Annotated in this window: 21 protein-coding genes; 6 read left to right on the top strand and 15 right to left on the bottom strand. The window is 64.4% G+C overall.

Features of this window, described 5'->3' with window-relative positions; translation table 11 throughout:
• Positions 1–7: 7 nt before the first annotated feature.
• The 5 genes from QAZ47_RS19840 to QAZ47_RS19820 form a co-directional block, all read right to left on the bottom strand.
• Positions 8–349: a hypothetical protein gene (locus QAZ47_RS19840; protein ID WP_278230482.1), complete on the bottom strand. Its 342-nt coding sequence runs from the start codon at positions 347–349 to the stop codon at positions 8–10.
• A gap of 6 nt (positions 350–355) precedes the next feature.
• Complete coding sequence (locus tag QAZ47_RS19835) at positions 356–958, bottom strand: ABC-type transport auxiliary lipoprotein family protein (RefSeq protein ID WP_278202405.1); 603 nt, start codon at positions 956–958, stop codon at positions 356–358.
• An 82-nt stretch (positions 959–1,040) separates the two neighbouring features.
• Positions 1,041–2,414 carry an MlaD family protein gene (locus tag QAZ47_RS19830; RefSeq protein ID WP_278202404.1) on the bottom strand — a complete coding sequence of 458 codons (1,374 nt, stop codon included), beginning with the start codon at positions 2,412–2,414 and terminating at the stop codon, positions 1,041–1,043.
• Between the two features lie 14 nt (positions 2,415–2,428).
• Positions 2,429–3,247, bottom strand: coding sequence for an ABC transporter ATP-binding protein (locus tag QAZ47_RS19825; RefSeq protein WP_278230481.1), 819 nt, complete (start codon positions 3,245–3,247; stop codon positions 2,429–2,431).
• 1 nt (position 3,248) lies between these two features.
• The gene (locus QAZ47_RS19820; RefSeq protein ID WP_278202401.1) at positions 3,249–4,436 is read right to left on the bottom strand and encodes an ABC transporter permease; all 1,188 of its coding nucleotides are present in this window, start codon (positions 4,434–4,436) and stop codon (positions 3,249–3,251) included.
• Between the two features lie 77 nt (positions 4,437–4,513).
• On the opposite strand from QAZ47_RS19820, the gene dgcA reads away from it, so the two are divergent.
• Positions 4,514–5,497, top strand: a complete 984-nt coding sequence (dgcA, locus tag QAZ47_RS19815) for an N-acetyl-D-Glu racemase DgcA (protein WP_278202399.1) — start codon at positions 4,514–4,516, stop codon at positions 5,495–5,497.
• Here the strand turns inward: dgcA and QAZ47_RS19810 are convergent.
• A complete protein-coding gene (locus tag QAZ47_RS19810) occupies positions 5,468–6,682 on the bottom strand; it encodes an MFS transporter (protein ID WP_278202398.1) in 1,215 nt (404 codons plus the stop codon). The genes dgcA and QAZ47_RS19810 overlap by 30 nt on opposite strands.
• Before the next feature lie 149 nt (positions 6,683–6,831).
• A complete protein-coding gene (locus QAZ47_RS19805) occupies positions 6,832–7,662 on the bottom strand; it encodes a UDP-2,3-diacylglucosamine diphosphatase (protein WP_278202396.1) in 831 nt (276 codons plus the stop codon).
• Between the two features lie 119 nt (positions 7,663–7,781).
• On the opposite strand from QAZ47_RS19805, the gene QAZ47_RS19800 reads away from it, so the two are divergent.
• The 4 genes from QAZ47_RS19800 to QAZ47_RS19785 all read left to right on the top strand — a co-directional run bounded on the left by QAZ47_RS19800 (position 7,782) and on the right by QAZ47_RS19785 (position 12,852).
• Positions 7,782–8,561, top strand: a complete 780-nt coding sequence (locus QAZ47_RS19800; RefSeq protein ID WP_278202395.1) for an SDR family oxidoreductase — start codon at positions 7,782–7,784, stop codon at positions 8,559–8,561.
• A gap of 171 nt (positions 8,562–8,732) precedes the next feature.
• The gene (locus QAZ47_RS19795) at positions 8,733–11,057 is read left to right on the top strand and encodes an NADP-dependent malic enzyme (protein WP_278230480.1); all 2,325 of its coding nucleotides are present in this window, start codon (positions 8,733–8,735) and stop codon (positions 11,055–11,057) included.
• Between the two features lie 121 nt (positions 11,058–11,178).
• Positions 11,179–11,577, top strand: coding sequence for an MAPEG family protein (locus QAZ47_RS19790; protein WP_278202392.1), 399 nt, complete (start codon positions 11,179–11,181; stop codon positions 11,575–11,577).
• 60 nt (positions 11,578–11,637) lie between these two features.
• Complete coding sequence (locus tag QAZ47_RS19785) at positions 11,638–12,852, top strand: DUF2865 domain-containing protein (protein WP_278202391.1); 1,215 nt, start codon at positions 11,638–11,640, stop codon at positions 12,850–12,852.
• On the opposite strand, the gene gltX is transcribed toward QAZ47_RS19785, so the two are convergent.
• From gltX to QAZ47_RS19745, 8 genes are all read right to left on the bottom strand, one after another.
• Positions 12,770–14,143 (bottom strand): glutamate--tRNA ligase, encoded by a 1,374-nt coding sequence (gene gltX / locus QAZ47_RS19780; protein WP_278202390.1) that lies wholly within the window; start codon positions 14,141–14,143, stop codon positions 12,770–12,772. The two genes, QAZ47_RS19785 and gltX, sit on opposite strands and share 83 nt — an antisense overlap.
• Before the next feature lie 117 nt (positions 14,144–14,260).
• A complete protein-coding gene (locus QAZ47_RS19775) occupies positions 14,261–15,082 on the bottom strand; it encodes an IclR family transcriptional regulator (RefSeq protein ID WP_278202389.1) in 822 nt (273 codons plus the stop codon).
• A 27-nt stretch (positions 15,083–15,109) separates the two neighbouring features.
• Positions 15,110–16,135 (bottom strand): ABC transporter ATP-binding protein, encoded by a 1,026-nt coding sequence (locus QAZ47_RS19770; RefSeq protein ID WP_278202388.1) that lies wholly within the window; start codon positions 16,133–16,135, stop codon positions 15,110–15,112.
• Complete coding sequence (locus QAZ47_RS19765) at positions 16,132–17,151, bottom strand: ABC transporter ATP-binding protein (RefSeq protein WP_278230479.1); 1,020 nt, start codon at positions 17,149–17,151, stop codon at positions 16,132–16,134. The genes QAZ47_RS19770 and QAZ47_RS19765 overlap by 4 nt, the downstream gene beginning before the upstream one ends.
• Entirely contained in the window at positions 17,148–18,368 is a 1,221-nt protein-coding gene (locus QAZ47_RS19760) for an amidohydrolase/deacetylase family metallohydrolase (protein ID WP_278230478.1), read from the bottom strand. Before QAZ47_RS19760 ends, QAZ47_RS19765 begins: the two co-directional genes overlap by 4 nt.
• Positions 18,368–19,231: an ABC transporter permease gene (locus tag QAZ47_RS19755; protein ID WP_278230477.1), complete on the bottom strand. Its 864-nt coding sequence runs from the start codon at positions 19,229–19,231 to the stop codon at positions 18,368–18,370. The genes QAZ47_RS19760 and QAZ47_RS19755 overlap by 1 nt, the downstream gene beginning before the upstream one ends.
• Positions 19,231–20,172, bottom strand: coding sequence for an ABC transporter permease (locus QAZ47_RS19750; protein WP_278230476.1), 942 nt, complete (start codon positions 20,170–20,172; stop codon positions 19,231–19,233). The genes QAZ47_RS19755 and QAZ47_RS19750 overlap by 1 nt, the downstream gene beginning before the upstream one ends.
• A gap of 105 nt (positions 20,173–20,277) precedes the next feature.
• Complete coding sequence (locus QAZ47_RS19745; RefSeq protein ID WP_278230475.1) at positions 20,278–21,816, bottom strand: ABC transporter substrate-binding protein; 1,539 nt, start codon at positions 21,814–21,816, stop codon at positions 20,278–20,280.
• Between the two features lie 796 nt (positions 21,817–22,612).
• On the opposite strand from QAZ47_RS19745, the gene QAZ47_RS19740 reads away from it, so the two are divergent.
• On the top strand, positions 22,613–26,389 hold the full coding sequence (locus QAZ47_RS19740) for a vitamin B12-dependent ribonucleotide reductase (RefSeq protein WP_278202378.1): 3,777 nt from the start codon (positions 22,613–22,615) through the stop codon (positions 26,387–26,389).
• Positions 26,390–26,399: the final 10 nt, after the last annotated feature.

The following is a 26,399-nucleotide window of genomic DNA, read 5'->3' as shown; positions in this document are numbered from 1 at the left end:
TCATGCTCTATGCCTCGCCGAGACGGACGTCGCTCGCGATCACCCGGTGGTGCTCGACAAATTCCAGACGGTCGAGCAGGAAGCGATCGTCTTCCGGGTAGTAGACTGCACGCTCCGGCTGCGGCCCGGCGAAGGCGCGAATGGCATCCATGTGGCGCCACCAGCTCAGCGTGGTGATTTCGCTGACGCCGTCGCCCAGCGTGCGCATCAGCATCTGGCAGCCGAGGTTGCCGGGCGTCTCTGAGTAGTCTTTCAACCCTGTCTTCACGATGTAGGCGGCATACGCCTCCTCATCGGCCGTCCTGATGCGGCCGCTCCATTTGCGGAGAATGACTTGGGATTCGCTCATCATTGTCTAGATCGTCTGGTCCGTCCAGCGCACGATGTCCTTTGCCGCCTGGCCGAAGGCGTTGTCCAGCGCGTCGACATAGGCAGCGTTGCCGCTGCCGGAGACCGGCGCGCCCGCGGTGAAGCTCTTCGAGGCGCGCACCTCGCCGTTGCGGTCGTTGAGGATGCGCACGAAGAGGTCGACGTCGGCATGTTCGCCGCCATTGACGCGGACTTCGAAGGAGCGGACCTCGACGATGATCTGATAGTCGATCGCCAGCCCCTCGCCCGGCTTGCCGACGCCGGCAAAGCTGCCGGAGCGCTGGAAGGTTTCGGCGAGCCTTGCCTGCACGATCAGCGGCAGGCGGTCCGCCCACTGCGCGCCCTTGAGGAACTGGATCGACTGGTCGGACGGCCTGATGACGATGTTCTGGCTGTCCAGCGCCTTCAGCGCCGAGGGTTGGGCGATCAGGATCTGACGGCGGCTATGGCCGTGCATGTCGACCGAAGGCGCCGAAAGCTCGAACGTGTCGAGCGGCGCCGGCTTGCCTCCCAACGCCGCGCAGCCGGCTAGCCCAAACACGAGCGCCGCGGCGGCAACCGGCTTCAACCACCCTCTACCCGATTTCACGCACGATCCCCGTTTATGTCCCCGGATCTGACGATCAACTTACAGCTGCAATCCATGTTCTTGGCGTTCGCGGCAGCCGAAGTCAACGCCGCGCCCTGCCATCAAACTGACGAACCTCTCCTTCGCCACCTGTCAGGATGCGCTGCGGATTGCGGCTGAGATCGGTCACCGCCTCCTCAATGCGATTGATGGACCGGCGGCTGTCCTGCACCAGCGCTTCCACATTCTGCAGCCCCGAGCCTGAGAAACGCGACAGATTGTCTACGATGGTGCCGAGGCGGGAGTTCAGCGTGTCGGCAACCTGCTTGAAGGATTTCAGCGTCGACCTGGCATCGGCCATCACGCCGTTGGCCTCGCCGGATCCGAGAAGCTGATCGACCTTGGCGAGGATGCCGTCGACGCGCACCGAGGCATCGTTGAGGCGCTGCGCGAGCTGGCGGGCATTCTTGATGGTATCGTTGATGTCGTCGGAGCGGTTGGCGATCTTGTCGGTGACCTTGGCGATGTCGGCGGCCGCCTTGTTGGCGCTGTCGCTGGCTTTCTGGATATTGGCGAGCGCCGTGCGGACGTCGTTCGGATCGATGCCGTCGAGCACGCCATTCACCTTGGCGAGCGTGCCTTGCGTCTGCTTGGCGAAGTCGTTGATCGAGCCGACCGCGGTGTTGACGTTGTCGATGGTCGTGTCGAACTGCTTCGAAGTTTCCTTCAGGTTCGCCGTGACCGTATCGACATTGGCGACGATGCTCTTGATCCGGTCCTTGTCGACCGAGTTGAGCAGGCCCTCAGCCGCCTTCAGCGTGCTGTCGAGTCGGCCCGACACATTCTGCAATTGCTCCGAAAGCGAGCTCACGGCGGACAGGAACTTGTCGATACCGTCCGAATTCTTGGCCAGCGCGTCGGAGAAGGTCTCGACGTTCTTGACGGTCTGCGTCAGCGGACCGCGAACGTCCTTGGTGAAGCCTTCGAGTTCGGAAAGCACTTTGTCGGCGCGAGTGAAGATGTTCTGCGCCGTCTGCAGCAAGTTGGTCACGGCCGAAGGATTGGCGACGATCTCGGGGATCCTGCCCTCCTTCTCCGCCTCGTCGAGCAGCTTGGCTTCCTTGGGATCCGCACCCCTGAGCTCGATATTCGCCTGACCGGTGAGGCCCGCCAACCCAATGTCAGCCTGCGTCGACTTGGTGATCGGCGTCATGCGGTCGATCTCGGTGTCGGCGATGGCGACGGTGGGGTTGTCGACGTCGATATAGACCCGTTTGACATCGCCCACCTTGACGCCGTTGAACAAGACGAAGCTGCCGCGGCCAAGGCCCGAAGCCGAGCCGGGGATGCGCACGCGCAGCATCGTCGTCTCGCCCCGTTCGCCGATTGCGGCGGTCCAATAGACGAAGGCGAAGGCCGCAAGGATCGCAGCCAGCGTGAAGATGCCGACAATGACGTAGTTGGCTCTGGTTTCCATTGCCTCACTTATGGCTAAGCGCGCGCCGCAAGATCAAGTTGCCGGGCGCGTTTTCCGCGGAAATAGGACTTTACCCACGGCTCTTCGCTCTTCAGCATGTCGTCGATCGTGCCCTCGACCAGCACCCTCTTCTTGCCGAGCACCGCCACGTGGTCGCAGGCGGTGAACAGCGTGTCGAGGTCGTGCGTGACCATATAGACCGTCAAATCCATCGTATCGCGCAGCTTGACGACCAATTCGTCGAACTCGGCCGCGCTGATCGGATCGAGGCCCGAGGTCGGCTCGTCGAGAAAGACGATGTCCGGATCGAGCGCCAGCGCGCGTGCCAACGCCGCACGTTTGATCATGCCGCCCGACAGCTCGGAGGGGAATTTCTGCGCCGCGTCCGGCGGCAGCCCGACCAGCTCCACTTTCAGCATCGCGAGCTCGTCCATCAATTTCTTCGGCAGGTCGAGATATTCGCGCATCGGCACCTGCACGTTTTCCTGCACCGTCAGCGCGGAAAACAGCGCGCCGTGCTGGAACAGGACGCCGAGCCGCATGTCGATGCGCAGGCGCTCGGCCTCACTTGCCTTGTCGACGTCGACGCCGAACAGCCTGATGCTTCCCGATTGCTTCGGCATCAGCCCGAGGATGGTGCGCAGCAGGACGGACTTGCCGGCGCCCGAGGCGCCGACGAAGCCCAGGATCTCGCCACGCTTGATGTCGAGCGAAAGCTTGTCGAGGATCAGCTTGTCTTCGATGGCGACGGTGACGTCCCGGACCGAAAGCACGATCTCGCTTTCATCCGCGTTCCGCGTCGTCTGGGCTCCATTGCCGTTCGCGATTGCCATCTCAGAACTCGATCGCTGCGTAGAACATGGCGAAGAGCCCGTCGAGGATGATGACGACGAAGATCGACTTCACCACCGAGGCGGTCACATGGAGGCCGAGCGATTCGGCGCTGCCGCCGACCTTCATGCCCTCCACGGAAGCGATGGTGCCGATGATCATGGCCATGAACGGCGCCTTGATCAGTCCGGCGAAAATAGTGCTGAGGTCGATGGCGACACGCAGCCGGTCGATGAACGCGGCCGGCGGAATGTCGGAATAGAGCCAGGCCGCGACGATGCCGCCACCAAGCGCCGCGAAATTGGCGATGATCGTCAAACATGGCAGCGCGATCACCAGGGCGACGAGCCGTGGAAACACGAGCACGCCGATCGGGTTGAGCCCGATCACCTTCAGCGCGTCGACCTCCTCGCGCATCTTCATCGAGCCGATCTCGGCGGTGATGGCGCTGCCCGAGCGGCCGGCCAGCATGATCGCCGTCATCAGCACGCCGAGCTCGCGCAGGATCAGCACACCGACGAGGTCGACGACGAAGATGTCGGCGCCGAAATAGCTGAGCTGATAGGCGCCTTGCTGGGCGACGATGGCGCCGACGATGGCCGACATCAGCACCACCACGGGGATGGCGCCGACGCCCATGCGGTCGATCTGGTTGAAGATCGCGGCCGGATTGACGGCATGGCCGCGGCCAAGCTTCATCTGCGCGCCACGGATGGTGGCGCCAAGGATATTCATCGAGGCGAGGAAGTCGTCGCGCATCTCGTAGACGCGGCGTCCGACCAACTCCAGCGCGCGCAGGATGATGTTGGGTGGCCCGGCCGGCCCCGATTCGGGTTCGCGCCGCACCGCGTCGCCGACCGCGCCGAGCAGGATCGAGGCGATCTCGCTCTGGCCCCGCACTTGGACGTCCACGCCCTTCTTCTCGAAGGCGCTGGCCAGCCGGTCGATCAGCCAAGCGCCGGCGGTGTCCATCTTCTCGATCTGGGAAAGATCGAGCGTCAGCGTCTTGGCGCCGTTGCGTTTCTCGATCTTGCGCATCTCGGCATCCACCGATGCGACGGTCCGCGTCGTCCAGACGCCGGAAAAGGCGCAGCCGAGCACGCCGCCCTCCTCGCCGACGGCGATACGCGGCTGGTGATTGGCCTCACCGGCAGGCGTGCGGCTTGCGTCGCGTTTGCGGATGGTCAACATGGCGTCCTGTTTAGCGTGACGGGACTGGCGTGTCGATTTGCCGGCAGACCGGTGTCGCCCAGCCGGAGAAGAAAAATATGGCGCGTGTCATTTCGGTCGAGGCCGAGCGGTTTCCGATCGCGGGCACCTTCACCATCTCGCGCGGATCGAAAACCGAGGCCGAGGTCATCACGGTGACGATCGGCGACAACGGACACGTCGGGCGCGGCGAATGCGTGCCCTACAAGCGCTACGGCGAGACGATGGAGGGCGTGCACGCCGCGATCGAAGCGATGCGCGGCCAGATTATCGGCGGCATCGGCCGCACCGCCCTGCTCGCGGCCATGCCGGCCGGCGCGGCCCGCAACGCCGTCGACTGCGCCCTGTGGGATCTCGAGGCCAAGCTGAGCGGCAAGCCGGTGGCGGACGCGATCGGCGTTGCTTCGGCGAAGGCGCTCGAAACCGCCTACACGCTGTCGCTTGCCGAGCCGGAGGCGATGGCCGCTCAGGCGCGCGCCAACGCCTCGCGGCCGTTGCTCAAGGTCAAGATCGGCGGCGACAACGATATGGCAAGGATTCGCGCGGTGACGGAAGCCGCCCCGCAAAGCCGCATCATCCTCGACGCCAACGAGGGTTGGACCGACGACAACATCGAGGCCAATCTTGCCTTTGCCGCCGGGCAAGGCATTGCGCTGGTCGAGCAACCGCTGCCCGCCGGCCGCGACGGCATCTTGCGCGAAATCGCGCATCCCGTGCCGATCTGCGCCGACGAGAGCGTGCACGAGGCGAGGAACCTCGAATCGCTGGCGGGTCTCTATGACGCCGTCAACATCAAGCTCGACAAGTCGGGCGGCCTGACCGAAGCGCTGATTCTTCGCGACCGCGCGCGCGAACTGGGTTTCGGCATCATGGTAGGCTGCATGGTCGGCACGTCACTCGCCATGGCGCCCGCGGTGCTTTTGGCTCAGGGAGCCGATTTCGTCGATCTCGACGGCCCGCTGCTGCTTGCGCGCGACCGCGAGCCGGGTCTCGCCTACCAGGGATCGCTGGTGTCACCCCCTGACCGGGCGCTGTGGGGCTGAGCGCGCGGCAAGGCCGATCAGCACCAGACCGACGATCGCAATCGGAATCATCGCCAGGAAGCCGTCAACGCCGAGACGGTCGTAGAGCGGTCCCGAGGCAAGCGTCACCGTGGCCATGAAGAAGCCGTTGAAGAAATAGGCGATGCCTTGCGCAGCGCCCGTGCGCTCTTCAGAAACCGTTTCGCCGATCATCTTCTGCAGGCCGATCAGCACCATCGCCACCGACACCGAATGCAGCGTCTGCACGCCGAAGAAGCCGGCGACGCCCAAACCGAGCGGCCAGACCAGCGGAAAGGCGATCCAGCGCACGATCGAGCCGATGCCGGCGATCACCATCGCCCTGACGACCGAGGCAGAGGCGAAAATGCGGTTGAAGAGCACGAACATGCAGACCTCGGAGACCACGCCCCAAGCCCAGAGCAGGCCGACGACGGAATCGCTGATGCCGATCGACTTCCAGTAGATGGACACGAAACCGTAGAGGAAGGCATGGCTGGCGGTGATGATGCCGACGCCGAGGGTAAAATAGAGGAAATAGGCATTGAAGAGGCTCGGCGCCGAATGCTGGATGTCGATCGCCGACAGCGGCGAGGCCTTGCGCGGCTTGCCCATGCGCGGCGCCCAGAGCCCCGCGACAAGGGCAGCCGCAAGGGCCACGAAGATGATCGCCGGAACGGCTTGAGGGCCGGTCGCCGCCAGGATGAAGCCGCCCACCACATTGGCGCAAAGGTAGGAGATCGAACCCCATTTGCGCATGGCGGTGTAGTTCGAGCCGAAGCGGCGCACGCCCGACAGCGCCAGCGAATCGGCCATTGGCGAATGCGGCGTCCACACGATCGTCAAAACAAGCGATACGGCGAGCACGATCGCATAGGTGGCGGGCAGGAAATAGCCGGCCGAAATGATCATCGACGCCGCAACCAGAGCGATATAGACGTTGGCGCGATCCTTCGCCCGATCGGCCAGTGCGGTCAGCATCGGCGTCGTCACGACGCGCAGGAACATCGGCGCGGCCAGGATGACGGCTATCTGCTCGGCATGAAAACCTTTCGCCTGCAGCCAGAGCGGGAAATACGGCAGATGGGTGCCCTGCGACACGAACAAGGTCGCGAAGATCAGGCTCATGCGCAGTTCGAAATGGCTCGGCTTGACGAGTTGCTCAGGCGAAAGCGGCGGCAGCGGCATGAATCGATCCAATTACGCTGCATTCCACGACCTGCAACGCGTTTCGATCCCTATCATGCGGCAAAGCGCGGCGGAACTGCCTGGACCAATCGATCAGGCTAAAGCTGTTGAAAGGCAAGGAAACTCAGGGCCGAGACTGCGGAAGACGCTCAGGCGGCCTTGACCGCCCTGCCCTTGAGACTGACGATATCGACGGGCACCAGCGTGTCCTTGCCGGCCGGAACCTCGGGCAGCACATGCGCCCAGGTCAGTATTTCCATGCGGCCGTCGAAATGTTCGACCACCGCCGTGCAGCTCTCCACCCAGTCGCCGGTGTTGATGTACTGCACATCGCCATAGTTTTCGATCGCCGCGTGATGGATGTGGCCGCAGATGACACCGTCGACATGCGAGCGCCGCGCTTCATCGGAGAGCACCGTCTGGAACGAACCGATGAAGTTCACCGCCTTCTTGACCTTGACCTTGGCCCAGGACGAGAACGACCAGTAAGGCAGGCCGAGCAGATGGCGCAGCTTCGTCACGACGCGGTTGATGAGCATCGCCGCATCATAGGCATGGTCGCCGAGATAGGCGAGCCAGCGCTGATTGTGGACGACGGTGTCGAACTGGTCGCCATGGATGACCAGCAAACGCCTGCCGTCGGCGGTCTCGTGGATGGCGCGGTCGGCAACGACGATGCCGCCGAAATGCACGCCCTGGAACTGGCGGGCGAACTCGTCATGGTTGCCGGCGATATAGGTGATCGAGGCGCCCTTGCGCGCCTTGCGCAGCAATTTCTGCACGACGTCATTGTGGCTTTGCGGCCAATGCCAGCTGCGCCGTAGCCGCCAGCCGTCGACGATATCGCCGACCAGATAGATCGTATCGGCATCGTGATAGCGCAGGAAGTCGATCAGGAAATCGGCCTTGGCCGCCTTCGAGCCGAGATGGACGTCGGAAATGAACATAGTGCGGAAAGTGCGGGGCTCTGGACCGGACATCGCGATTTCACCCTTTGCTTTCGCGTGCCTATGCCTCGATTCATGCAACAACCGTGTGACGGTTGCGGTTGGTCCAGCCCAGGCGCTAGCTTGCCGCCCTTAAAAAAGGAGAAATCACCATGGATCTCGGCATTCGCGGCAAGAAGGCCATCGTCTGCGCCTCGAGCAAGGGACTGGGGCGTGGCTGCGCGATTGCGCTCGCCGAAGCTGGCGTCGACCTCGTCGTCAACGGCCGCAACGCCGAGCTTTTGGCGAAGACCGCGCAAGACATCCGCGACAGCTTCGGCGTCAAGGTGATCGAAATCGCAGGCGACGTCTCGAAACCGGAGGTGCAGAAGGCGTTGCTTGCCGCCTGCCCCGACCCCGACATCCTGGTCAACAACAACGGTGGCCCCCCTCTTCGTGATTTCCGCGAGCTCGACCGCGCAAAAATCCTCGAAGGCGTGACGCAGAACATGGTGACGCCGATCGAGCTGGTCCAGGCGGTGATCGACGGCATGGCCAAGCGCGGCTTCGGCCGCATCGTCAACATCACCTCGCTGTCGGTCTATGTGCCGATCCCCGGGCTGGACCTGTCGTCGGGCGCCCGCGCCGGCCTGACCTCGTTCCTCGCCGGCGTGGCGCGCACGGTGATCGACCGCAACGTCACCATCAACAGCCTGTTGCCCGGCAAGCTCGACACCGACCGGCTGCGCGGCCCGCATGAGGCCGGCACGCCGGAAGATCCGGCGGCGGCCGCCGCGCGCAAGGCCCGGATCAGCGCCGACGTGCCGGCGAAGCGCCTCGGCACCCCGGAGGAGTTCGGCCAGATCTGCGCCTTCCTCTGCTCGGTCCACGCCGGCTACCTCACCGGCCAGAACATTCCGGTGGATGGCGGCCTCTACGTCAGCGCCTTCTGACCGGGCCGGTCTCCGGCTATCGAAAAACTGGAGAGTAATACTTCAAGAAGCTGAAATAGCTTGATTATTTTGGCTTCGGCAATGTGAACGCCAGTATCGAGATTTGGCGTCGCGAAGAATCGTCGCCGCATGCTACAAGGCTCGAAAGCAAGCAAGCAGGGAGGGGCCGCGATGGACGGCGAGAGCAAGAAAACGGCCCGGTCGGACCTCGACGAGGCTGCGCTCTTCTTCCACAAGCACCCCACCCCGGGAAAGCTCGAAATCCAGGCCACCAAGCCGCTCGGCAACCAGCGGGATCTCGCGCTCGCCTATTCGCCGGGCGTGGCCGCCCCTTGCCTCGAAATCCGCGACGATCCGGCGACCGCCGCCGACTACACGGCGCGCGCCAACCTCGTCGGCGTCGTCTCCAACGGCTCGGCGGTGCTCGGCCTCGGCAATATCGGCCCGCTCGCCTCCAAGCCGGTGATGGAAGGCAAGGCCGTCCTGTTCAAGAAGTTCGCCGGCATCGACGTCTTCGACATCGAGATCGACGCGCCGGAAATCGAGCGCATGGTCGAGACGGTCGCGACGCTCGAGCCCACTTTCGGCGGCATCAACCTCGAGGACATCAAGGCGCCCGAATGCTTCGAGGTCGAGGAGCGGCTGAAGGCGCGCATGGGCATTCCGGTTTTCCATGACGACCAGCATGGCACGGCGATCATCGTCGCCGCGGCGGTGCTCAACGGGCTGGAATTCGCCGGCAAGACGATCTCCGACATCAAGATCGTCACTTCCGGCGCAGGCGCCGCGGCGCTCGCCTGCCTCAACCTCTTGGTCTCGCTGGGCGCCAAGGTGGAAAACATCTGGGTCACCGACCGTTTCGGCGTCGCCTACAAGGGGCGCGCCGAGGAGATGGATCGCTGGAAAGACCCTTATGTGAAGGATACGGAGGCGCGTACGCTGGCCGATGTCATCCCCGGCGCCGATGTCTTTCTCGGCCTCTCCGCCGCCGGCGTGCTCAAGCCCGAACTCCTGCAGCACATGGCGCCGAAGCCGCTGATCCTGGCACTCGCCAATCCGACCCCGGAGATCATGCCGGAAGTGGCGCGCGCCGCCCGCCCGGACGCCATGATCTGCACCGGGCGTTCCGATTTTCCCAATCAAGTCAACAACGTGCTCTGCTTTCCTTACATCTTCCGCGGCGCGCTGGACTGCGGCGCCAGCGCCATCAACGAGGAGATGAAGATGGCCGCCGTGCGGGCGATCGCGGCTCTTGCTCGTGAAGAGCCTTCGGACGTCGCGGCGCGTGCCTATTCCGGCGAGACGCCGGTGTTCGGCCCGGATTTCCTGATCCCCTCGCCCTTCGACCCGCGTCTCATCCTGCGCATCGCGCCGGCGGTGGCGAAAGCCGCTTGCGAGACCGGCGTGGCGACGCGGCCGATCGCCGACTTCTCGGCCTATATCGACAAGCTCAACCGCTTCGTCTTCCGTTCCGGCCTGGTGATGAAGCCGGTGTTCTCGTCGGCCAAGACCTCGAGCGCCAAGCGTGTGATCTACGCCGATGGCGAGGACGAGCGCGTGCTGCGCGCGGCACAGGTGGTGCTGGAGGAAGGCATCGCGGAGCCGATCCTGATCGGCCGCCCGCATGTCGTCGAGGTCCGGCTGAAGCGTTACGGCCTGCGTATCCGGCCGGGTGTCGATTTCGGTCTAATCAACCCGGAAGACGACCCGCGCTACCGCCACTATGTCGATCTCCTGATCGAGCTCGCCGGCCGCCGCGGGATCACGACGGAAGCCGCCCGCACCATGGTGCGCACCAACAATACGGTGATCGCGGCGCTCGCGCTGAAGCGTGGCGATGCGGATGCGATGATCTGCGGGCTGGAAGGCCGCTTCGAGCGGCACCTGCGCAATGTCACGCTGATCATCGGGCCTCGCGCCGGCGTCAAGGACCGCGACCTGTCGACGCTCTCCATGCTGATTTCGCAGCGCGGCATCATTTTCCTCACCGACACCTATGTCTCCATCGACCCGACGGCCGAGGAGATCGCCGAGATGACCGTCCTGGCAGCCGAGGAGATCAGCCGTTTCGGCCTGGAACCCAAGGCCGCCCTGCTCTCGTTCTCGGATTTCGGTTCGCGCGACGCGCCGAGCGCATTCAAGATGCGGCAAGCCGCGGCGATCCTGGCGCGCATTGCGCCCGACCTGCAATGCGACGGCGAGATGCATGCCGATACCGCGCTGTCGGAACATCTGCGCCAGCGCGTCTATCCGCATTCGCGACTGAAGGGCGAAGCCAACCTGCTGGTATTCCCGAACCTCGATTCAGCGAACATCACGCTGACGGCGCTGGGCGCCATGATGGATGCGCTGCATGTCGGACCGATCCTGCTCGGCACCGACAAGCCCGCGCATATCCTGACGCCGTCGGTGACGTCGCGCGGCGTCGTCAACATGACGGCACTGGCGGTGGTCGAGGCTGCGCACAAGGCGCAGGCGATCGCCAATCTGGGTTGAGGACCGCTCTGGCCGAAAACGCCGATGGTGCTTCATTGAAAGTTGGTGGCGGCCATCGCGGCCACACTGTCGCGTTCCGATATTCAAGCGTAAAAGACGAATGGGCAGGTGCGAGGATTGAATGAGCTTCGAACTAGCCATGCTCGCCGCAAGTTGCGTGCTCTGTTTCATCCACATAGTTCTCGCCTCGCATTCGGCGAGCTTGCAGCGGGGTTACCGCTGGACGGCGAGCGCCCGAGACGCCGAAGTCCCGCCGCTCACGGGAATGGCGGGGCGCCTGGAAAGGGCCCTGCGAAACTTCGTCGAGACATTTCCGGTGTTCGTGGCGGCGGTTTTTCTCGTCTACGCCGCTGGCCGCGAGACCGCGCTCAGCAAGTGGGGCGCCGGACTCTATTTTTCGGCCAGGCTGATCTATCTCCCGCTCTATGCATTCGGCGTTCCCTTGCTTCGCTCGCTCGTTTGGAACGTTGCGTTTGTTGGAATCGTCATGCTCTTGCTGGCATCGGTATGGCCATACTAGGAAACAGTTAACCACGAACGCGGTAGCCTTCCGGCCACGGGCAATCGGGATTCCAGGCGGATGAAGGGGTTGAAGCTGACGCACCTCGCGGCGCTGCTTGCAGCCTTGGCGGCGTCAGCTGTGGCCGTCACCGAGCCGCAGGCGGCTTCCCCTGCGTGCCGCCAGCTCGAAGCCGAACTCGCCGCCACGCGCGGCGGAGGCGGCGGCCCGGGGCTGATCCGCAAGTATGACGACGCGATCGCGCGCCAGCGCGAACAGCTTTCGAAAGCGCGTAGCCGCGCAAGCGATGCCAATTGCGGCTTCACGCTGTTTTCGCGCAATGTCGGCCAATGCGCGGCGATAAACGCCTCGATCCAGCGCATGAACGCCAATCTCGACACCTTGCAGGCGAAGCGCGAGCGGCTGGCCAGCGGCGGCACGCGGCGTGACCGCAGCCGCATCCTCGCGGCGCTCGACGCCAATGGCTGCCGCGACGACGAGATCGCTCCACGCCGTGCGCCCATTCAGCAGGCCAACCGCGACAATGGCGCCGGCAATCTCTTCGAACAGCTTTTCGGTCGCGGTCAGGAAACAGAGCCTCTCGACGTGCCCGATGCACCGGAGGTGCCATCCGACGATCCGAGCGTGCGCAACATTCGCCGCGTGATCGGCCAGCCGGACGGCATGGATCTGCCGCGCCTCGACGGCGAATTTCATACCGTGTGCGTGCGCACTTGCGACGGCTATTTCTTCCCGATGTCGAACGCCGCCTCTGTTGCGGATTTCGAGCGCGACCAGAAGAATTGCGAATCGAGCTGCCCGGGCACCGAGATGCAGGTCTTCTACACGCGCGGCATGGATGATGACGCCGGCGCGATGATCTCGTCGGCGACCGGCCGTCCCTACAGCGAGCTGCCGACCGCCTTTCTTTACAAGAACGCCAGTTTCCCACGGCCGCCGGCCTGCGGCTGTAACGCGCAAGCCGGCAATTTCTCGATCATCGCCGGCAATCCGCCCAATCCGGAACGGCCGCAACCTGACGGTGAAGCGACGCGTCTCATCCCGATGGCGCCGGCTTCCAAGCCCGATCCTGGCGCCGACCCGGAAACGCTCGCCGATGCCGAAGGCGGGTTCGACCGCGCGGCGATCAAGCGGCTGGTCACCAAGGTGCCGGTGTCGCCGGTGTCGGCATTGCCGCCGGATCAGCGCAAGGTCAGGGTCGTCGGGCCAGCGTTCCTTCCCGACCCATCAGCGGCAATAGATCTGCAAGCTCCGGCCCGGAAGTCCGCCCAGTAAGGGCGAGCCGCAGCGGCATGAAAAGCGGCTTGCCCTTGCGGCCTGTCGCTTCCTTGATCTTGCCGGTCCAGTCCTTCCAGACGGTGCCGTTCCACGGCTCTTCCGGCAGAAGGTCGAACGCCTGGTGAAGGAAGTCGCGGTCCTCGCCGGAAAACTCCGCCGGCTCTTGCGGGCCGTCGGCGAGGATTCGCCACCAGGCGACCGCGTCGGACAGACGGTCGATGTTGCCACGCACCGCCAGCCAGAAGGACTCCGCCTTGTCGCCGGAAATGCCGAGCACGATCAGCCGGTCTCGCACCTCCTCGAACGGCATGTGATGCATGAGCGTCCGGTTGAGCACGAAGAGCTCGTCGGGATCGAACTTGGCGGCGGACTTGGACGTCGCTGCGGGGTCGAAATGCGCGGCGAGCTCGTTGAGGTCGTGCGCGGCCGTGACGTTCTCCGACGTGCCGACGAGCACGGCGAGCGAGGCGACCGCCATCGGCTCGATGCCGTCCTCGCGCAGGCTCTCGATCGACAGCGCGCCGGTGCGCTTCGACAGCCCTTCGCCCGACACCGTGGTCAACAGATTGTGGTGGCCGAAAATCGGAGGTTCCGCTCCCAGCGCCTGGAACAAAGCGATCTGGACACCGGTGTTGGTGACGTGATCATCGCCGCGGATCACATGGGTGACGCCCATCTCGATGTCGTCGACCACGGAAGGCAGCGTATAGAGATAAGTGCCGTCCTCGCGCACCAGGACGGGGTCGGACAGCGAGGCGAGATCGACGGTTTCCTCGCCGCGCACCAGGTCGTTCCAATGCACCTCGGTGCGCTCCGGCTGCAGCGGATCGCCGGTGAAGTTCGGCAAAAGAAAGCGCCAGTGCGGCCGCCGCCCGTCCGACTCGTATTCGGCGATCTGCTCCGGCGTCAGCGTCAGCGCTTCGCGGCCATAGACCGGCGGCAGGCCGCGCGTGCGGCGGACCTTGCGGCGCAGGTCGAGTTCCTCGGGTGTTTCGTAGCAGGCATAGAGCACCCGCGCCGCCTTCAGCCGCTCAACCGCCGCGTCGTAGATCTCGACGCGCCGCGACTGATATTCGGTGACGTCCGGGAAAATGCCCAGCCAATGCAGGTCGTAGAGGATGGAATCGGCGAATTCCTGCTTGGAACGGCCGATGTCGGTGTCGTCGAAGCGTTGGATGTAGCGGCCCTTGTTGTTCACGGCGAACAGCCAGTTGAACAACGCGGTGCGCGCATTGCCGATATGGATGCGGCCGGTCGGCGATGGGGCGAAACGAACGGTAACTGTCATGAGCGGGGCGTAACGGATGCTTTTAGGCTTGACAAGACGCGCCCCCGCGCAAGCGCAAGAGATAGTGCAAGCCAGCTGGAATGAAAAGCCTGCCGGCCGGGTGTCGGGTCCATGCGGTTACGGGGTTCCGTGGCGCCAGCCCAGCCGCTCCTCGATACGCCTGGCGCTTTGCCGGACCAGCGACGTCAAATCGGGATCCTTTTGCCGGAGCTTCACATCCGGCACGACGATTGAAATCGTCGCCCGGCAAGCTCCGAGATTGTCGCGGATCGGAGCCGCGATGCAGGCGACCGAAAAATCCGATTCGCCGGCCTGGATCGCAAGCCCGTCGGCCAGCGCGGCTGCCGAGGCGCGAGCGAGTACATGCTTGTCCGTTTCAGCGCGTCCTGTCGGTGAAGCGGTCGCCGAGCGGGCAAAAATGGCGAGACGCTCCGCCTCCGGCAGGTGGCCGACGAGCAACCGGCCCGACGCTGTCCAGTTGAGTGGTGTGCGCGTACCCACACGCGACGTCACCTGGAAATGGTCCTTGCCCTCCTCCATGGCGAAGACGACCATATAGTCGCCGTCGCGACCGCATATCTGGATGGTTTCCTTCGAACTCTGGGCGAGCTCGTGCATTTCCTGCGTCGCCACATTGAGCAGGTCGAGCGTGCGGGCATAAGTCAGCCCATACTGATAAAGCCTCGGCCCGAGCCATAAAAGGCCGCCATCCTTGCGATCGAGAAGCTCCTTCTCGACCATGTCGTCGACGATGACGTAGACGGTCGACAGCGGCGCGCCGATATCGCGCGCGATCTCATAGGCGGTCGCCGGGCGTCCCCGCCGTTGCAGGCAGTCCAGGATCTGCAGCACGCGGTCGATGCCGCTGGTGCGTGAACGGCGCGGTTCGACGGCGACTTCGGTGCGGCTCAGGTCTTGGTCTCTCACGTTGGCGGTCATGTGGTCTCGAATGTTGATCGCGATGATCTAAAGGGCAGCACCCTGGCGGCGGTCAACCCGATTCCGATCAGGCAGTCTTTCATTGTGGCGGATGCAAGCCACGTGGTGTCCGCCGCCGACATGTTCGACCGGCGGAACGGCTTGCGCGCAGGCGGCGATCGCTTCGGGACAGCGGGTGCGAAAGACGCAGCCGGACGGCGGCGCGATCGGGCTCGGGATATCGCCGTGCAAAGGCATATGCGTGCGACGCCGCGACGGGTCGGGCACCGGCGCCGTTGCCAGCAGCGCCTTGGTGTAGGGGTGGCGCGGCGCGGCATAGACGAGCCGGCTCGGCCCACGCTCCATCACGCGGCCGAGATACATGACCACCACCTCGTCGCAGAGATATTCGACCACCGACAGGTCGTGCGCGATGAACAGAAGCGTGAGCCCAAGCTTCTTTTGCAGATCTCCGAACAGGTTGAGAACCTGTGCCTGCACCGAAACATCGAGCGCCGAGACCGGCTCGTCGGCGACGATGAATTGCGGCTCGACGGCAAGCGCGCGCGCAATGCCGATACGCTGGCGCTGGCCGCCGGAGAACTCGTGCGGATAGCGGCCCGCATGCTCCGGCGACAGGCCGACCAGCGCCAGCAATTCGCCCACACGTTCGGCGCGCCGCCTGCCGCGCGGGTAGTCGGCCGCGTCGAGCGCCTCGCCGATGATGCCGCCGATTCGCATGCGCGGATTGAGGCTGGAAAACGGATCCTGGAAGACGATCTGCAGCTTCTGCCGGTAGCCGCGCATCTCGCGCTGCGACAGCGAAAACAGATCGACGCCGTCGAACAACGCCTTGCCGCCGGTCGGCTCGACCAATCGCAAAAGCGCGCGGCCGGCGGTGGTTTTGCCGGATCCGGACTCGCCGACGAGGCCGACGGTCGAGCCGCGCTTTATGTCGAAACTGACATCCTCGACCGCGTGAACGATGCGGCCGCCTCTGGCTGGAAAATGCTTGGTCAGGCCTTGCACGCTGAGCAGCGGTTTCGCCTCGATCGAAGGTGCGGGGGCGCTCATAGCTCGGCGCTCCGGATACAGCGGGATGCGCCTTGTGGGCCGGCAGGTACCAACGGCGGCGGGGCTGCCCGACAAGGCGCGATGGCGAAGTCGCAGCGCGGCTCGAAGGCGCAACCGGGCGGCAGGTTGGTGATCGGCGGCACGCTGCCCGGGATCGAATGCAGGGCGCGGCGCTGCCCCGCGGCATCGATGTCGCGCGCGGCGTTCGGGGTGCAGGCGAGCAGGCCCCTGGTGTAGGGATGACGCTGATGCTCGAAGAGATCGTTGACCGGCGCCTGCTCGACGACGCGGCCGCCATACATGACGACGACGTCATGGGCGATTTCGGCCACGACGCCAAGATTGTGGGTGATGAACAGGATCGACATGCCCATCTCGGCCTGCAGCCGGCGCAACAGGTCGAGGATCTGCGCCTGGATGGTGACGTCGAGCGCCGTGGTCGGCTCGTCGGCGATCAAGAGCGACGGGTTGCACGACAGCGCCATGGCGATCATCACCCGCTGACGCATGCCGCCGGACATCTGGTGCGGATAATCGTCCAGCCGCGACTCCGCATCGGGAATTTCAACGTGTTTCAGCATGGCGAGCGCACGCTTGCGCGCCTCGCTGCGGTCGACCGGCTCGTGCAGCGCGATCATCTCGCCGATCTGGTCGCCGACCGTGAACAGCGGATTCAGGCTGGTCATCGGCTCCTGGAAGATCATCGCGATCTCGCTGCCGCGCAGCTTGCGGAACCGCTGCTGGCTGAAGCCGGCGAGATCGTGAACGTGCTCCTGCCGGTCGCGAAACAGGATGCTGCCGCCGGCGATGCGGCCCGGCCGCGACAAAAGTCCCATGATGGAAAGGCTGGTGACGGATTTGCCGGAGCCGGATTCGCCGACCACCGCGAGCGTCCTGCCGCGCTTCAGATCGAAGGTCACGCCATCGACCGCCTTCGCCGTCACCCGGCGCGTCACGAACCAGGTCTTGAGATCGCGAACCGAAAGGATGACGTCGCTGGCTAAAGGCTCGGTCATGATTTCCACCCGCAATGCGGACAGACGTGGGAACCACCCTCGCCTTGCGCCGGCACATGACGATGCGCGTCAATAGCCTCTGCGCCTAGGATGGCGTGGCGCGGTTCGAACAGCCGACGCAGCGTGCTCAAAGCGCCCTGTGAGTCGCGCACCGTGAGATCGGCGTCGACGAGGTCGAACAGCGTGAATTCCGCCGGCTTGCCTTTCTCCAGCAGCCCTTCGATCGGCAGGCGGATGGCGCGCCTCGGAGCCGTCGTCGACGCCGCCACCACGTCCTCGAACTTCATGCCAAGCGACAGCAGTTTCGACATGGTCGTGGCCATGTCCCAGACCGAGCCGTCGAGCGAACGGTTGTGGAGATCGGTCGAGATGGTCGCCGGCGGCAGGCCCCGCTCGAGCGCGGCCCTGGCGACGTCGAAGGAGAAAGAGGCGCCGCCATGGCCGACGTCGAGCACGATGCCGCGCGCCGCCGCCTGTTCGGCAAGCCGGTAGAGGTCGTCATCCTCGATGATCGAGCCGCCGGCCTTGCCGTTGAAGCAGTGGGTGACGATGTCGCCCTCGCTCAGGAGGCCGAGCACATCGTCATAGAGCGGCGGCGGTTCGCCGACATGCACCATGATCGGCAGCTTCAGGATGCGGCCGAGCTTCTTGGCCAGCCGCACCGGCGTCAGGTCCCAGGCGCCGGTAATGACGTGGCTGGCGCGGACCTTCAGCCCGATGATGACGTCGCGATTGGCCTCGACAGTGGCGATCGTCCGGTCGAAATCGATCGAGCGCATGTCGATCAGCTCGCTGACGCGGTTGCAGGCGACAAGGCCGATTGAGCCGATGTTCAGGAAGGCGTAGACGTTCTCCTTCGCGGGCTCGATGATGAACTCGCGAAAGCCGTGGAAATTAGCCTCGCCGGCCGAGCCGGCGTCGACCATCGTGGTGACGCCGCGCGCGGCGCCGCATTGTTCGGGGCGCAGCGAAATGTCGGTGCCGCCATACCAGACATGGACATGCAGGTCGGTCCAGCCCGGCGACAGAAAAGCGCCCTTGGCGTAGACCACCTTGACGTCATCGCCGGCGGCAATCGCCGACGAGGTTTCGGCGATGCGGCCTTGCTCGTCGATCATCACGTCGATCGGCTGCTCGAAGCCGCCGCCGAACCCCACGGGTTTGGCGCCCTTGATCAGCAGCGGCCGGTCGGCCTTGGGGAAGCGATTGGCAAACATCAGATATCCTTGGCGAGACGTGGATCGAGAAGGTCGCGCAGCCCGTCGCCGAGAAGCTGCAGCGACAGCACCGTCACGACGATCGCGGCGCCGGGAAACATCATCACCCAACCGGCCTGGTCCATGTATTGGCGGCCGGTGGCGATCATCGTGCCCCAGGTCGGAATGTCGGGCGAAATGCCGACGCCGAGAAAAGACAGGCCGGCCTCCGCCAGGATGGCATTGGCGAAGATGAAGGTGCCCTGCACCAGGAGCGGCGAGGTGACGTTGCGCAGCACATGGCGGATCAGGATGATCGGCGTCGGCACGCCCAGAGCCCGCGCCGCCTCCACATAGGGAAGCTCGCGGATGACCAGTGTCGAGGCCCGCACGACGCGGGCGATCCTCGGGGCATAGACGATGCCGAGCGCCACCACGACGTTGGTCGCGGTCGCGCCGAGCGCCGCGACCAGCGCAATCGCCAGCAGGATGTCCGGGAAGGCCATCATGGCATCGATCAGCCGCGATACCGGCGTGTCGAGCCGTTTGAAATAGCCCGCGGTCAGCCCCAAAAACGTGCCGATGATCGATGAGAGGATGACCACCGCGAAGCCGACGCTGAGCGAGGTGCGCGCGGCATAGAGCATGCGGGTGAACACGTCGCGGCCGAGATCGTCGGTGCCGAACAGGTGATCGAGGCTCGGCGCATGCAGCCGGCTGGCGATCGAGAGCTTCGACGGCGCATAGGGCGCGATGACGGGCGCCAAGACGGCGGCAGCAACGATGATCGCCAGCACGATCAGGCCGATGGCCGAGGTCGGCCGGCCGATCAGCCGCGACAGGATATTGGGTTCGGAATGAAGCGGGACGGAGATCGAGGCCATCAGTAGCGAACCCTCGGGTCGACGACGAGATAGAGCATGTCGATGGCGAAATTGACCAGCACGTAGAGGCCGGCAATGACCAGCAGCGCGCCCTGGATGACGGGATAGTCGCGCCTGAGCACCGCCGACACGACAAGGCTGCCGACGCCCGGCAGGCCGAACACCGTTTCGGTCACCACCGCGCCGGAGATGAGCAGCGCGGCGGTAAGCCCGATGACGGTGATGATCGGGATCAGTGCGTTCTTGAAGGCGTGCTTAAGCACCACGCGCCATTCGCTCATGCCTTTTGAGCGCGCCGTGCGCACATAATCGTCGTTGAGCACGTCGAGCATCGAGGCGCGGGTGAAGCGGGTGATCAGCGCCGAACTGACGAGACCGAGCGCCAGCGCCGGCAGCACCAGGTGGTTCAGCCTGACGGCGAAGGACGCGCCCGGCCCGCCATAGCCCGAGGTGTCGAACCAGCCGAGCCTGACGGCGAAGAACTGGATGAACAGCAGGCCCAGCCAGAAGCTCGGCACGCTCGCCGCGAACATGGCGACGGTGGTGGTCGCCTGGTCGAAGATCGAGCCGCGCTTGTAGGCGGCCAGGATGCCGACCGGCAAGGCGATCAGCGTTGCGATGAGCAGCGAGAAGACGGTGAGGAAGAAGGTCGGCTCCGCGCGCTGGGCGAGCGCCGTCGTCACCGGCTCGTTGAGGAAGATCGACTGGCCGAAATCGCCTTGGACGACGCCAAGGACGTAGCGCCCGAACTGCTCCGGGATCGAGCCGTCGAGTCCGAGCCTGGAGCGCAGCGCGGCGATGTCGGCCGCGGACGCTTCCGGCCCGAGCATCACCGCGGCCGGATCGCCCGGCGTCACGCGCACGATGACGAACACGATGGTGACGACCAGCGCCATCACGACGATCATGCCGAGAAGCCTGTTGAGGATCGAGCGCAGCATTGGCGTTCTCTTCGGTGGTTCATCGAAGCGTTCTCGGGCGCCGGCCTTGACTGGCCGGCGCCCGTTTTGCCTGCCCCGGTTGCGCACGGGACAGGCGGGAGGAACTTATTTGCCTTCCAGATAGGCGTTCCAGAAATAAGGCCATGGCGCGGGCGTCACGCCTTTGAGCGTCGGCGCCTGGGCGGCCAAGGCGTTGAAGTCGCCGATCTTGACCGCCGGCACCTCGTCGAGGACCGCCTTTTGGACATCCGCGAACAGCGCGACGCGCTTGGTCGGATCGGGCTCGGCATTGAAGGCGCCGAGCACCTTGTGCTTGCGGTCGGAAACCCACCATCCGGGCGAAGAGTCCGACATGATGCCGGTCAGCGACGGCTCGGGCAGGAAGGGGCTGTGGGTGATGTAGATGTCCCAGAGTGCCGGATCGGTGCGGTTCTTGGTCAGCGTCGCCCACTCGACGACGTCGAGCTGGACCTGGAAGCCGGCGGCCTTGAGATATTCCGCGGCGACCTGCGCCATCTTGTAATGGAACTCGTACTGGCGGCTGGTGAGGATGCGCAGCGGCTTGCCGTCATAGCCGGCTTCCTTGAGCAGGGCAGCGGCGGCTTCCGTATCGCCGTCAGGTTTGTAGGCTTCGGCGCCGGCATCGGTGTGCCAGGCATAGCCTTCAGGATAGAGCGCGCCGTCGGCGGCGAAGAAATCCTTGGAACCGAAGGCCGCGAGCAGCATGTCGTTGGGCGCGAGTGCTGCCTGGATCGCCTTGCGGACGCGGATGTCGCTGTTCAGTCCCTGCTTGGTGTTGAGGACGAAAACCGGCCAACCGAAGGGTTTCAGGATGACGGGCGCGGTCTTGCCGCCGGAGATCTTGTCGAAGGATTCGACCGGAAGCGAATCGACATAGGCGAACTGGCCGGCGACCGCTCCTTCCACGCGGGTGTTTGCATCGGGAACCGGCACGAAGCGGATCTCGTCGAGATACTGCTTTCTGGCGCCGCCATAGCCGTTCGGCTCGCCGTCGCGCGATTTGTAGCCGTCGAAGCGGGCAAGCTGGATGAACTGGTCGGGCTTGCGGTCCTTCAGCATATAGGGCCCGGTGCCGACAAAGCTGGTCAGCGGATCCTGCCCCGCATTCTCGGACGGAATGATGATGGCGGCGGCGTTGTTCAGCGACAGCAGCGCCAACAACGGAGCGAAGGGTTTCTTGAGCGTGATCTTGACCGTGTTGTCGTCGACCTTGTCGACCGAGGCGATCACTTCGGCGGCCTGCTTGCCGCGGGTGGCGACCTTCATCCAGCGCTGCAGCGACGCGACGACGTCGGTGGAATTCATGTCGCTGCCGTCGTGGAACTTCACGCCTGTCCTCAGCTTGATCGTGTAGACGAGGCCGTCGGGCGAAATCTGCGGCATGTCGGCAGCGAGAAGCGGGGTGATGCCCCAATCCTTGTCGAAAGTGTAAAGCGTCTCATAAACGTGCTGGGTGACGATGCCGACGAGATCGGCCGTGGACGCCATTGGGTCGAGTGTCGGCGGCTCGCCGATCGTGGCTACATCGATAACGCCGCCTTTGGCGGGCTCGGCCCAGGCAGTGCCCGTTGCCGAGAGCACAAGCGCGGCGAGCGAAGCAGCGATTTTCACGAAGCGCTTCATCTTGGTTCCCTTCCATTATTCCATATTTGTGGAATTTATATCTTAGTTACGGACTAATAAGTGCATTGCGGTATCCGGCCGTCAAGGTCTTTCGGCAGCCGAAATGGATCGCGCCGAGGCGCCGGCGGGTCTTGGGTGGATAGAAATGCGCTGGCGCGTTCGACTGGTTGCGGGAGCGCGCGACGATCGCGGCAAGTAGCCGGCTTTGAACGCGTCCGGAGCGAGTCTCACTGCGCCGGTTTTCTGTCCCCGTTATCCACATATGCGACACACAAGATATTGGGGGTCACAAAAGCTACAAAAACGAATCCTTGACGGGTCAGAACGAGTCGCTTTTTATAGGCCATGCGCTCCTGTTTGCGGGCGTGACCGGAGAGTTCAGAGGCCGGTCTTTTTTCCCGGATTTTGTGCGTTTTGCCCACATTTCCGCCGTTCACGAGGCCGGCGGAAGCGTTGGGAATGTTGGGGCTTGGGTGGCAAAAGGGAGAATTGTCGGCCTGGAAAAAATGATCTGTTAACACTATATTTAGTGTTTGCAGGCAGGCTCGACCCTAGATAGTGTGAACCTCCCTCGAGCGAGGGAATCGACCAAAGTTTCAGTTTAGGGACCCGCGGGTCGGTCTGCAGCCTGGGCAAATGCCTGGGAAGACGTGCTGTCGTCTGCATGCCGGCACCCGCGACGAGGAGAGTGCCGGCGCTGCTCGCAATGCCGGCAAACGGCGGAGCGCGCTTTTCACTCTGTGGGGCAGAAATCCCTGGGGAAAAGCGCTATATATAGACAAAAGGGACCGGACCAATGCGCATCGAGCGTCGCTTCACCAAGCCAGAAAAGTCTGCCTATGCGGAGATCGAATTCCGCAAGGCCCTGTCGGAGATCAAGAATCCCGACGGCTCGGTGGTGTTCCGCCTCGACAACATCGACGTGCCGGCGCAGTTCAGCCAGGTCGCGGCCGACATCCTGGCGCAAAAGTATTTCCGCAAGGCCGGCGTGCCGGCGCGCCTGAAGAAGGTCGAGGAGAATGATGTCCCCTCCTTCCTGTGGCGCTCGGTTGCCGACGAGGCCGAACTTGCCAAGCTCCCCGAAGCCGAGCGTTATGGTTCGGAAACCGACGCCCGCCAGGTCTTCGACCGGCTGTCCGGCACCTGGACCTATTGGGGCTGGAAGGGCGGCTACTTCAAATCGGAGGAAGATGCGCGCGCCTTCCGCGACGAGCTCGCCTATATGCTGGCCACCCAGCGCGTGGCGCCGAACTCGCCGCAATGGTTCAACACCGGCCTGCACTGGGCCTACGGCATCGACGGCCCGAGCCAGGGCCACTTCTATGTCGATCCCTTCACCGGCAAGCTGACCAAGTCGAAGTCCGCCTACGAGCATCCGCAGCCTCATGCCTGCTTCATCCAGAGCGTGCAGGACGACCTCGTCAACGAGGGCGGCATCATGGACCTGTGGGTGCGTGAGGCGCGCCTGTTCAAATACGGCTCCGGCACCGGCTCGAATTTCTCCATGCTGCGCGGCGAAGGCGAGAAGCTCTCCGGCGGCGGCCGCTCGTCCGGCCTGATGAGCTTCCTCAAGATCGGCGACCGCGCCGCCGGCGCCATCAAGTCGGGCGGCACGACGCGCCGCGCCGCCAAGATGGTGATCGTCGACGCCGACCATCCCGACATCGAGGAATTCATCGACTGGAAGGTCAATGAAGAGCAGAAGGTCGCCTCGCTGGTCACCGGCTCCAAAATCGTCAAGAAGCATCTCGAAGCGATCATGAAGGCCTGCGTCAATTGCGAAGGCAATGGCGACGACTGCTTCGACCCGGCGCTGAACACCGCGCTGAAGCGCGAGATCAAGGCCGCCAAGAAGGACGCCGTGCCGGAGAACTATATCTACCGCGTCATCCAGTTCGCCCGCCAGGGCTACACCTCGATGTCGTTCAAGACCTACGACACCGATTGGGATTCGGACGCCTATCTCACCGTCTCCGGCCAGAACTCCAACAATTCGGTGTCGCTGAAGGACAATTTCCTGCGCGCCGTGGAGGCCGATGGCGACTGGCAGCTCACCGCCCGCAAGGACGGCAAGGTGCTGAAGACGCTGAAGGCCAGGGATCTCTGGGAAAAGATCGGCTATGCCGCCTGGGCGTCGGCCGACCCCGGCCTGCACTTCAACACGACGATGAACGACTGGCACACCTGCGCTTCTGCCGGTGCGATCCGGGCCTCCAACCCGTGCTCGGAATACATGTTCCTCGACGACACGGCCTGCAACCTCGCCTCGATCAACTTGCTGCCCTACCGCAAGGAAGACGGCACGATCGACATCGCCGCTTACGAGCACACCGTTCGCCTGTGGACCGTCGTGCTCGAAATCTCGGTGATGATGGCGCAGTTCCCGTCGAAGGAGATCGCCAAGCTTTCCTACGACTACCGCACGCTCGGCCTCGGCTACGCCAATATCGGCGGCCTGCTGATGACTTCGGGCATTCCCTACGACTCCGACGAGGGCCGCGCCATCTGCGCCGCGCTCACCGCGATCATGACCGGCGTCGCCTATTCGACCTCGGCCGAGATGGCCTCCGAGCTCGGCGCCTTCCCGGACTATGACCGCAACGCGCAAAACATGCTGCGCGTCATGCGCAACCACCGCCGCGCCGCCTATGGCGACAAGGACGGCTACGAGAAGCTCGCCGTCAACCCGGTGCCGCTGGTCGCTGCTGACCTGAAGCAGCAGGCGCTGGCCGAGCATGCCCGCGCCGCCTGGGACCGCGCCATCGAGCTCGGCGAGGAGCATGGCTACCGCAACGCGCAGGCGACCGTGATCGCGCCGACCGGCACGATCGGCCTGGTCATGGATTGCGACACCACCGGCATCGAGCCCGACTTCGCCCTGGTGAAGTTCAAGAAGCTCGCCGGCGGCGGCTACTTCAAGATCATCAACCGCGCCGTGCCGGAAGCGCTGAGGACGCTCGGCTATTCCGAAAGCCAGATCGCCGAGATCGAGGCCTATGCGGTCGGCCACGGCAACCTCAACCAGGCGCCTGGCATCAACCCCTCCACGCTCAAGGCCAAGGGCTTCACCGACGAGAAGATCGCGGCGCTCAACGCTGCGCTGAAGTCGGCCTTCGACATCAAGTTCGTGTTCAACCAGTGGACGCTGGGCGCCGACTGGGTGAAGGAGACGCTCGGCTTCACCGACGAGCAGCTCTCAGACGTCTCCTTCGAGATGCTGCCGGCTCTCGGCTTCACCAGGAAGGATATCGACGCCGCCAACATCCATGTCTGCGGTGCGATGACGCTGGAAGGCGCGCCCTTCCTGAAGGCCGAACATCTTTCGGTGTTCGACTGCGCCAGCCCCTGCGGCAAGATCGGCAAGCGTTCGCTGTCGATCCAGAGCCACATCCTGATGATGGCCGCGGCGCAGCCTTTCATCTCGGGCGCCATCTCCAAGACCATCAACATGCCGAACGAGGCGACGGTCGAGGATGCCAAGAACGCCTACATGCTGTCCTGGAAGCTGGCGCTGAAGGCCAACGCGCTCTATCGCGACGGCTCGAAGCTGTCGCAGCCGCTCAATGCCTCGCTGCTCGCCGATGACGACGAGGATGAGGACGAGGTCGTCGAGCAGCTGATTGCCGCACCCGCCGCCCAGCGCGCCGTGCAGGTGACGGAAAAGATCGTCGAGCGCGTGGTGGAGCGGCTGTACCGCGACCGCGAGAAGCTGCCGAACCGCCGCAAGGGCTACACGCAGAAGGCCGTCGTCGGCGGCCACAAGGTGTACTTGCGCACCGGCGAATTCGACGACGGCCGCTTGGGCGAGATCTTCATCGACATGCACAAGGAAGGTGCGGCCTTCCGCGCGATGATGAACAACTTCGCCATCGCGATCTCGCTCGGCCTGCAATATGGCGTGCCGCTCGACGAGTATGTCGAGGCCTTCACCTTCACCAAGTTCGAGCCGGCCGGCATGGTGCAGGGCAACGACGCGATCAAGAACGCGACGTCGATCCTCGACTACGTGTTCCGCGAGCTTGCCGTCTCTTATCTCGGCCGGCACGACCTCGCCCATGTCGACCAGTCGGACTTCGACAAGACCGCGCTCGGCCGCGGCATCACCGAAGGCAAGGCGACGCCCTTCTCCAAGGGCCTCTATCGCGGCGCCTCGCCGGTGAAGCTGGTCTCGGGCATCGGCAGCGATCCCAAGGGCTTTGGCGGGGGTTCAAATCCCTCCTCCGCTACCACTCCTGCCCGCGCCGCCTTCGCCGGTTCCAACGTACTGGCGCTGAAGCCGGCGAGCGACGAGGCCTTGGCCTACAAGCGCGACTATGAGGAGCGCGCCAGGGAACTGGCCGAGGAGATGGTGGAAGAGGAAGCCGAGGCCGCCGGCAGCGCCGAGGCGCTCTTCACCGACGCTGCCGCCAACGAGGCCGCCGAGGCGAAGAAGCTCGCCGCGACAAGGCGTCAGCAGTCGCTGCTCCAAGGCTACACCGGCAACGAATGCTCGGAATGCCACAACTTCACCATGGTGCGGAACGGCACCTGCGAGAAGTGCGATACTTGTGGTTCGACGAGCGGGTGCAGCTGAGAAGGCATAT

This window comes from Mesorhizobium sp. WSM4904, assembly GCF_029674545.1.
In the GTDB taxonomy this organism is placed as follows: Bacteria; Pseudomonadota; Alphaproteobacteria; order Rhizobiales; family Rhizobiaceae; genus Mesorhizobium.
Note: the sequence above shows the minus strand (reverse complement) of the source record. Positions and strands in the feature narration are given on the sequence as shown.

Bases quoted from the DNA above. Each gene is read 5' to 3' on its own strand.
- QAZ47_RS19840 (WP_278230482.1), bottom strand. From the start codon at position 349: ATGAGCGAATCCCAAGTCATTCTCCGCAAATGGAGCGGCCGCATCAGG.
- QAZ47_RS19830 (WP_278202404.1), bottom strand. From the start codon at position 2,414: ATGGAAACCAGAGCCAACTACGTCATTGTCGGCATCTTCACGCTGGCT.
- QAZ47_RS19825 (WP_278230481.1), bottom strand. From the start codon at position 3,247: ATGGCAATCGCGAACGGCAATGGAGCCCAGACGACGCGGAACGCGGAT.
- QAZ47_RS19820 (WP_278202401.1), bottom strand. From the start codon at position 4,436: ATGTTGACCATCCGCAAACGCGACGCAAGCCGCACGCCTGCCGGTGAG.
- dgcA (WP_278202399.1), top strand. From the start codon at position 4,514: ATGGCGCGTGTCATTTCGGTCGAGGCCGAGCGGTTTCCGATCGCGGGC.
- QAZ47_RS19810 (WP_278202398.1), bottom strand. From the start codon at position 6,682: ATGCCGCTGCCGCCGCTTTCGCCTGAGCAACTCGTCAAGCCGAGCCAT.
- QAZ47_RS19805 (WP_278202396.1), bottom strand. From the start codon at position 7,662: ATGTCCGGTCCAGAGCCCCGCACTTTCCGCACTATGTTCATTTCCGAC.
- QAZ47_RS19800 (WP_278202395.1), top strand. From the start codon at position 7,782: ATGGATCTCGGCATTCGCGGCAAGAAGGCCATCGTCTGCGCCTCGAGC.
- QAZ47_RS19795 (WP_278230480.1), top strand. From the start codon at position 8,733: ATGGACGGCGAGAGCAAGAAAACGGCCCGGTCGGACCTCGACGAGGCT.
- QAZ47_RS19790 (WP_278202392.1), top strand. From the start codon at position 11,179: ATGAGCTTCGAACTAGCCATGCTCGCCGCAAGTTGCGTGCTCTGTTTC.
- QAZ47_RS19785 (WP_278202391.1), top strand. From the start codon at position 11,638: ATGAAGGGGTTGAAGCTGACGCACCTCGCGGCGCTGCTTGCAGCCTTG.
- gltX (WP_278202390.1), bottom strand. From the start codon at position 14,143: ATGACAGTTACCGTTCGTTTCGCCCCATCGCCGACCGGCCGCATCCAT.
- QAZ47_RS19775 (WP_278202389.1), bottom strand. From the start codon at position 15,082: ATGACCGCCAACGTGAGAGACCAAGACCTGAGCCGCACCGAAGTCGCC.
- QAZ47_RS19770 (WP_278202388.1), bottom strand. From the start codon at position 16,135: ATGAGCGCCCCCGCACCTTCGATCGAGGCGAAACCGCTGCTCAGCGTG.
- QAZ47_RS19765 (WP_278230479.1), bottom strand. From the start codon at position 17,151: ATGACCGAGCCTTTAGCCAGCGACGTCATCCTTTCGGTTCGCGATCTC.
- QAZ47_RS19760 (WP_278230478.1), bottom strand. From the start codon at position 18,368: ATGTTTGCCAATCGCTTCCCCAAGGCCGACCGGCCGCTGCTGATCAAG.
- QAZ47_RS19755 (WP_278230477.1), bottom strand. From the start codon at position 19,231: ATGGCCTCGATCTCCGTCCCGCTTCATTCCGAACCCAATATCCTGTCG.
- QAZ47_RS19750 (WP_278230476.1), bottom strand. From the start codon at position 20,172: ATGCTGCGCTCGATCCTCAACAGGCTTCTCGGCATGATCGTCGTGATG.
- QAZ47_RS19745 (WP_278230475.1), bottom strand. From the start codon at position 21,816: ATGAAGCGCTTCGTGAAAATCGCTGCTTCGCTCGCCGCGCTTGTGCTC.
- QAZ47_RS19740 (WP_278202378.1), top strand. From the start codon at position 22,613: ATGCGCATCGAGCGTCGCTTCACCAAGCCAGAAAAGTCTGCCTATGCG.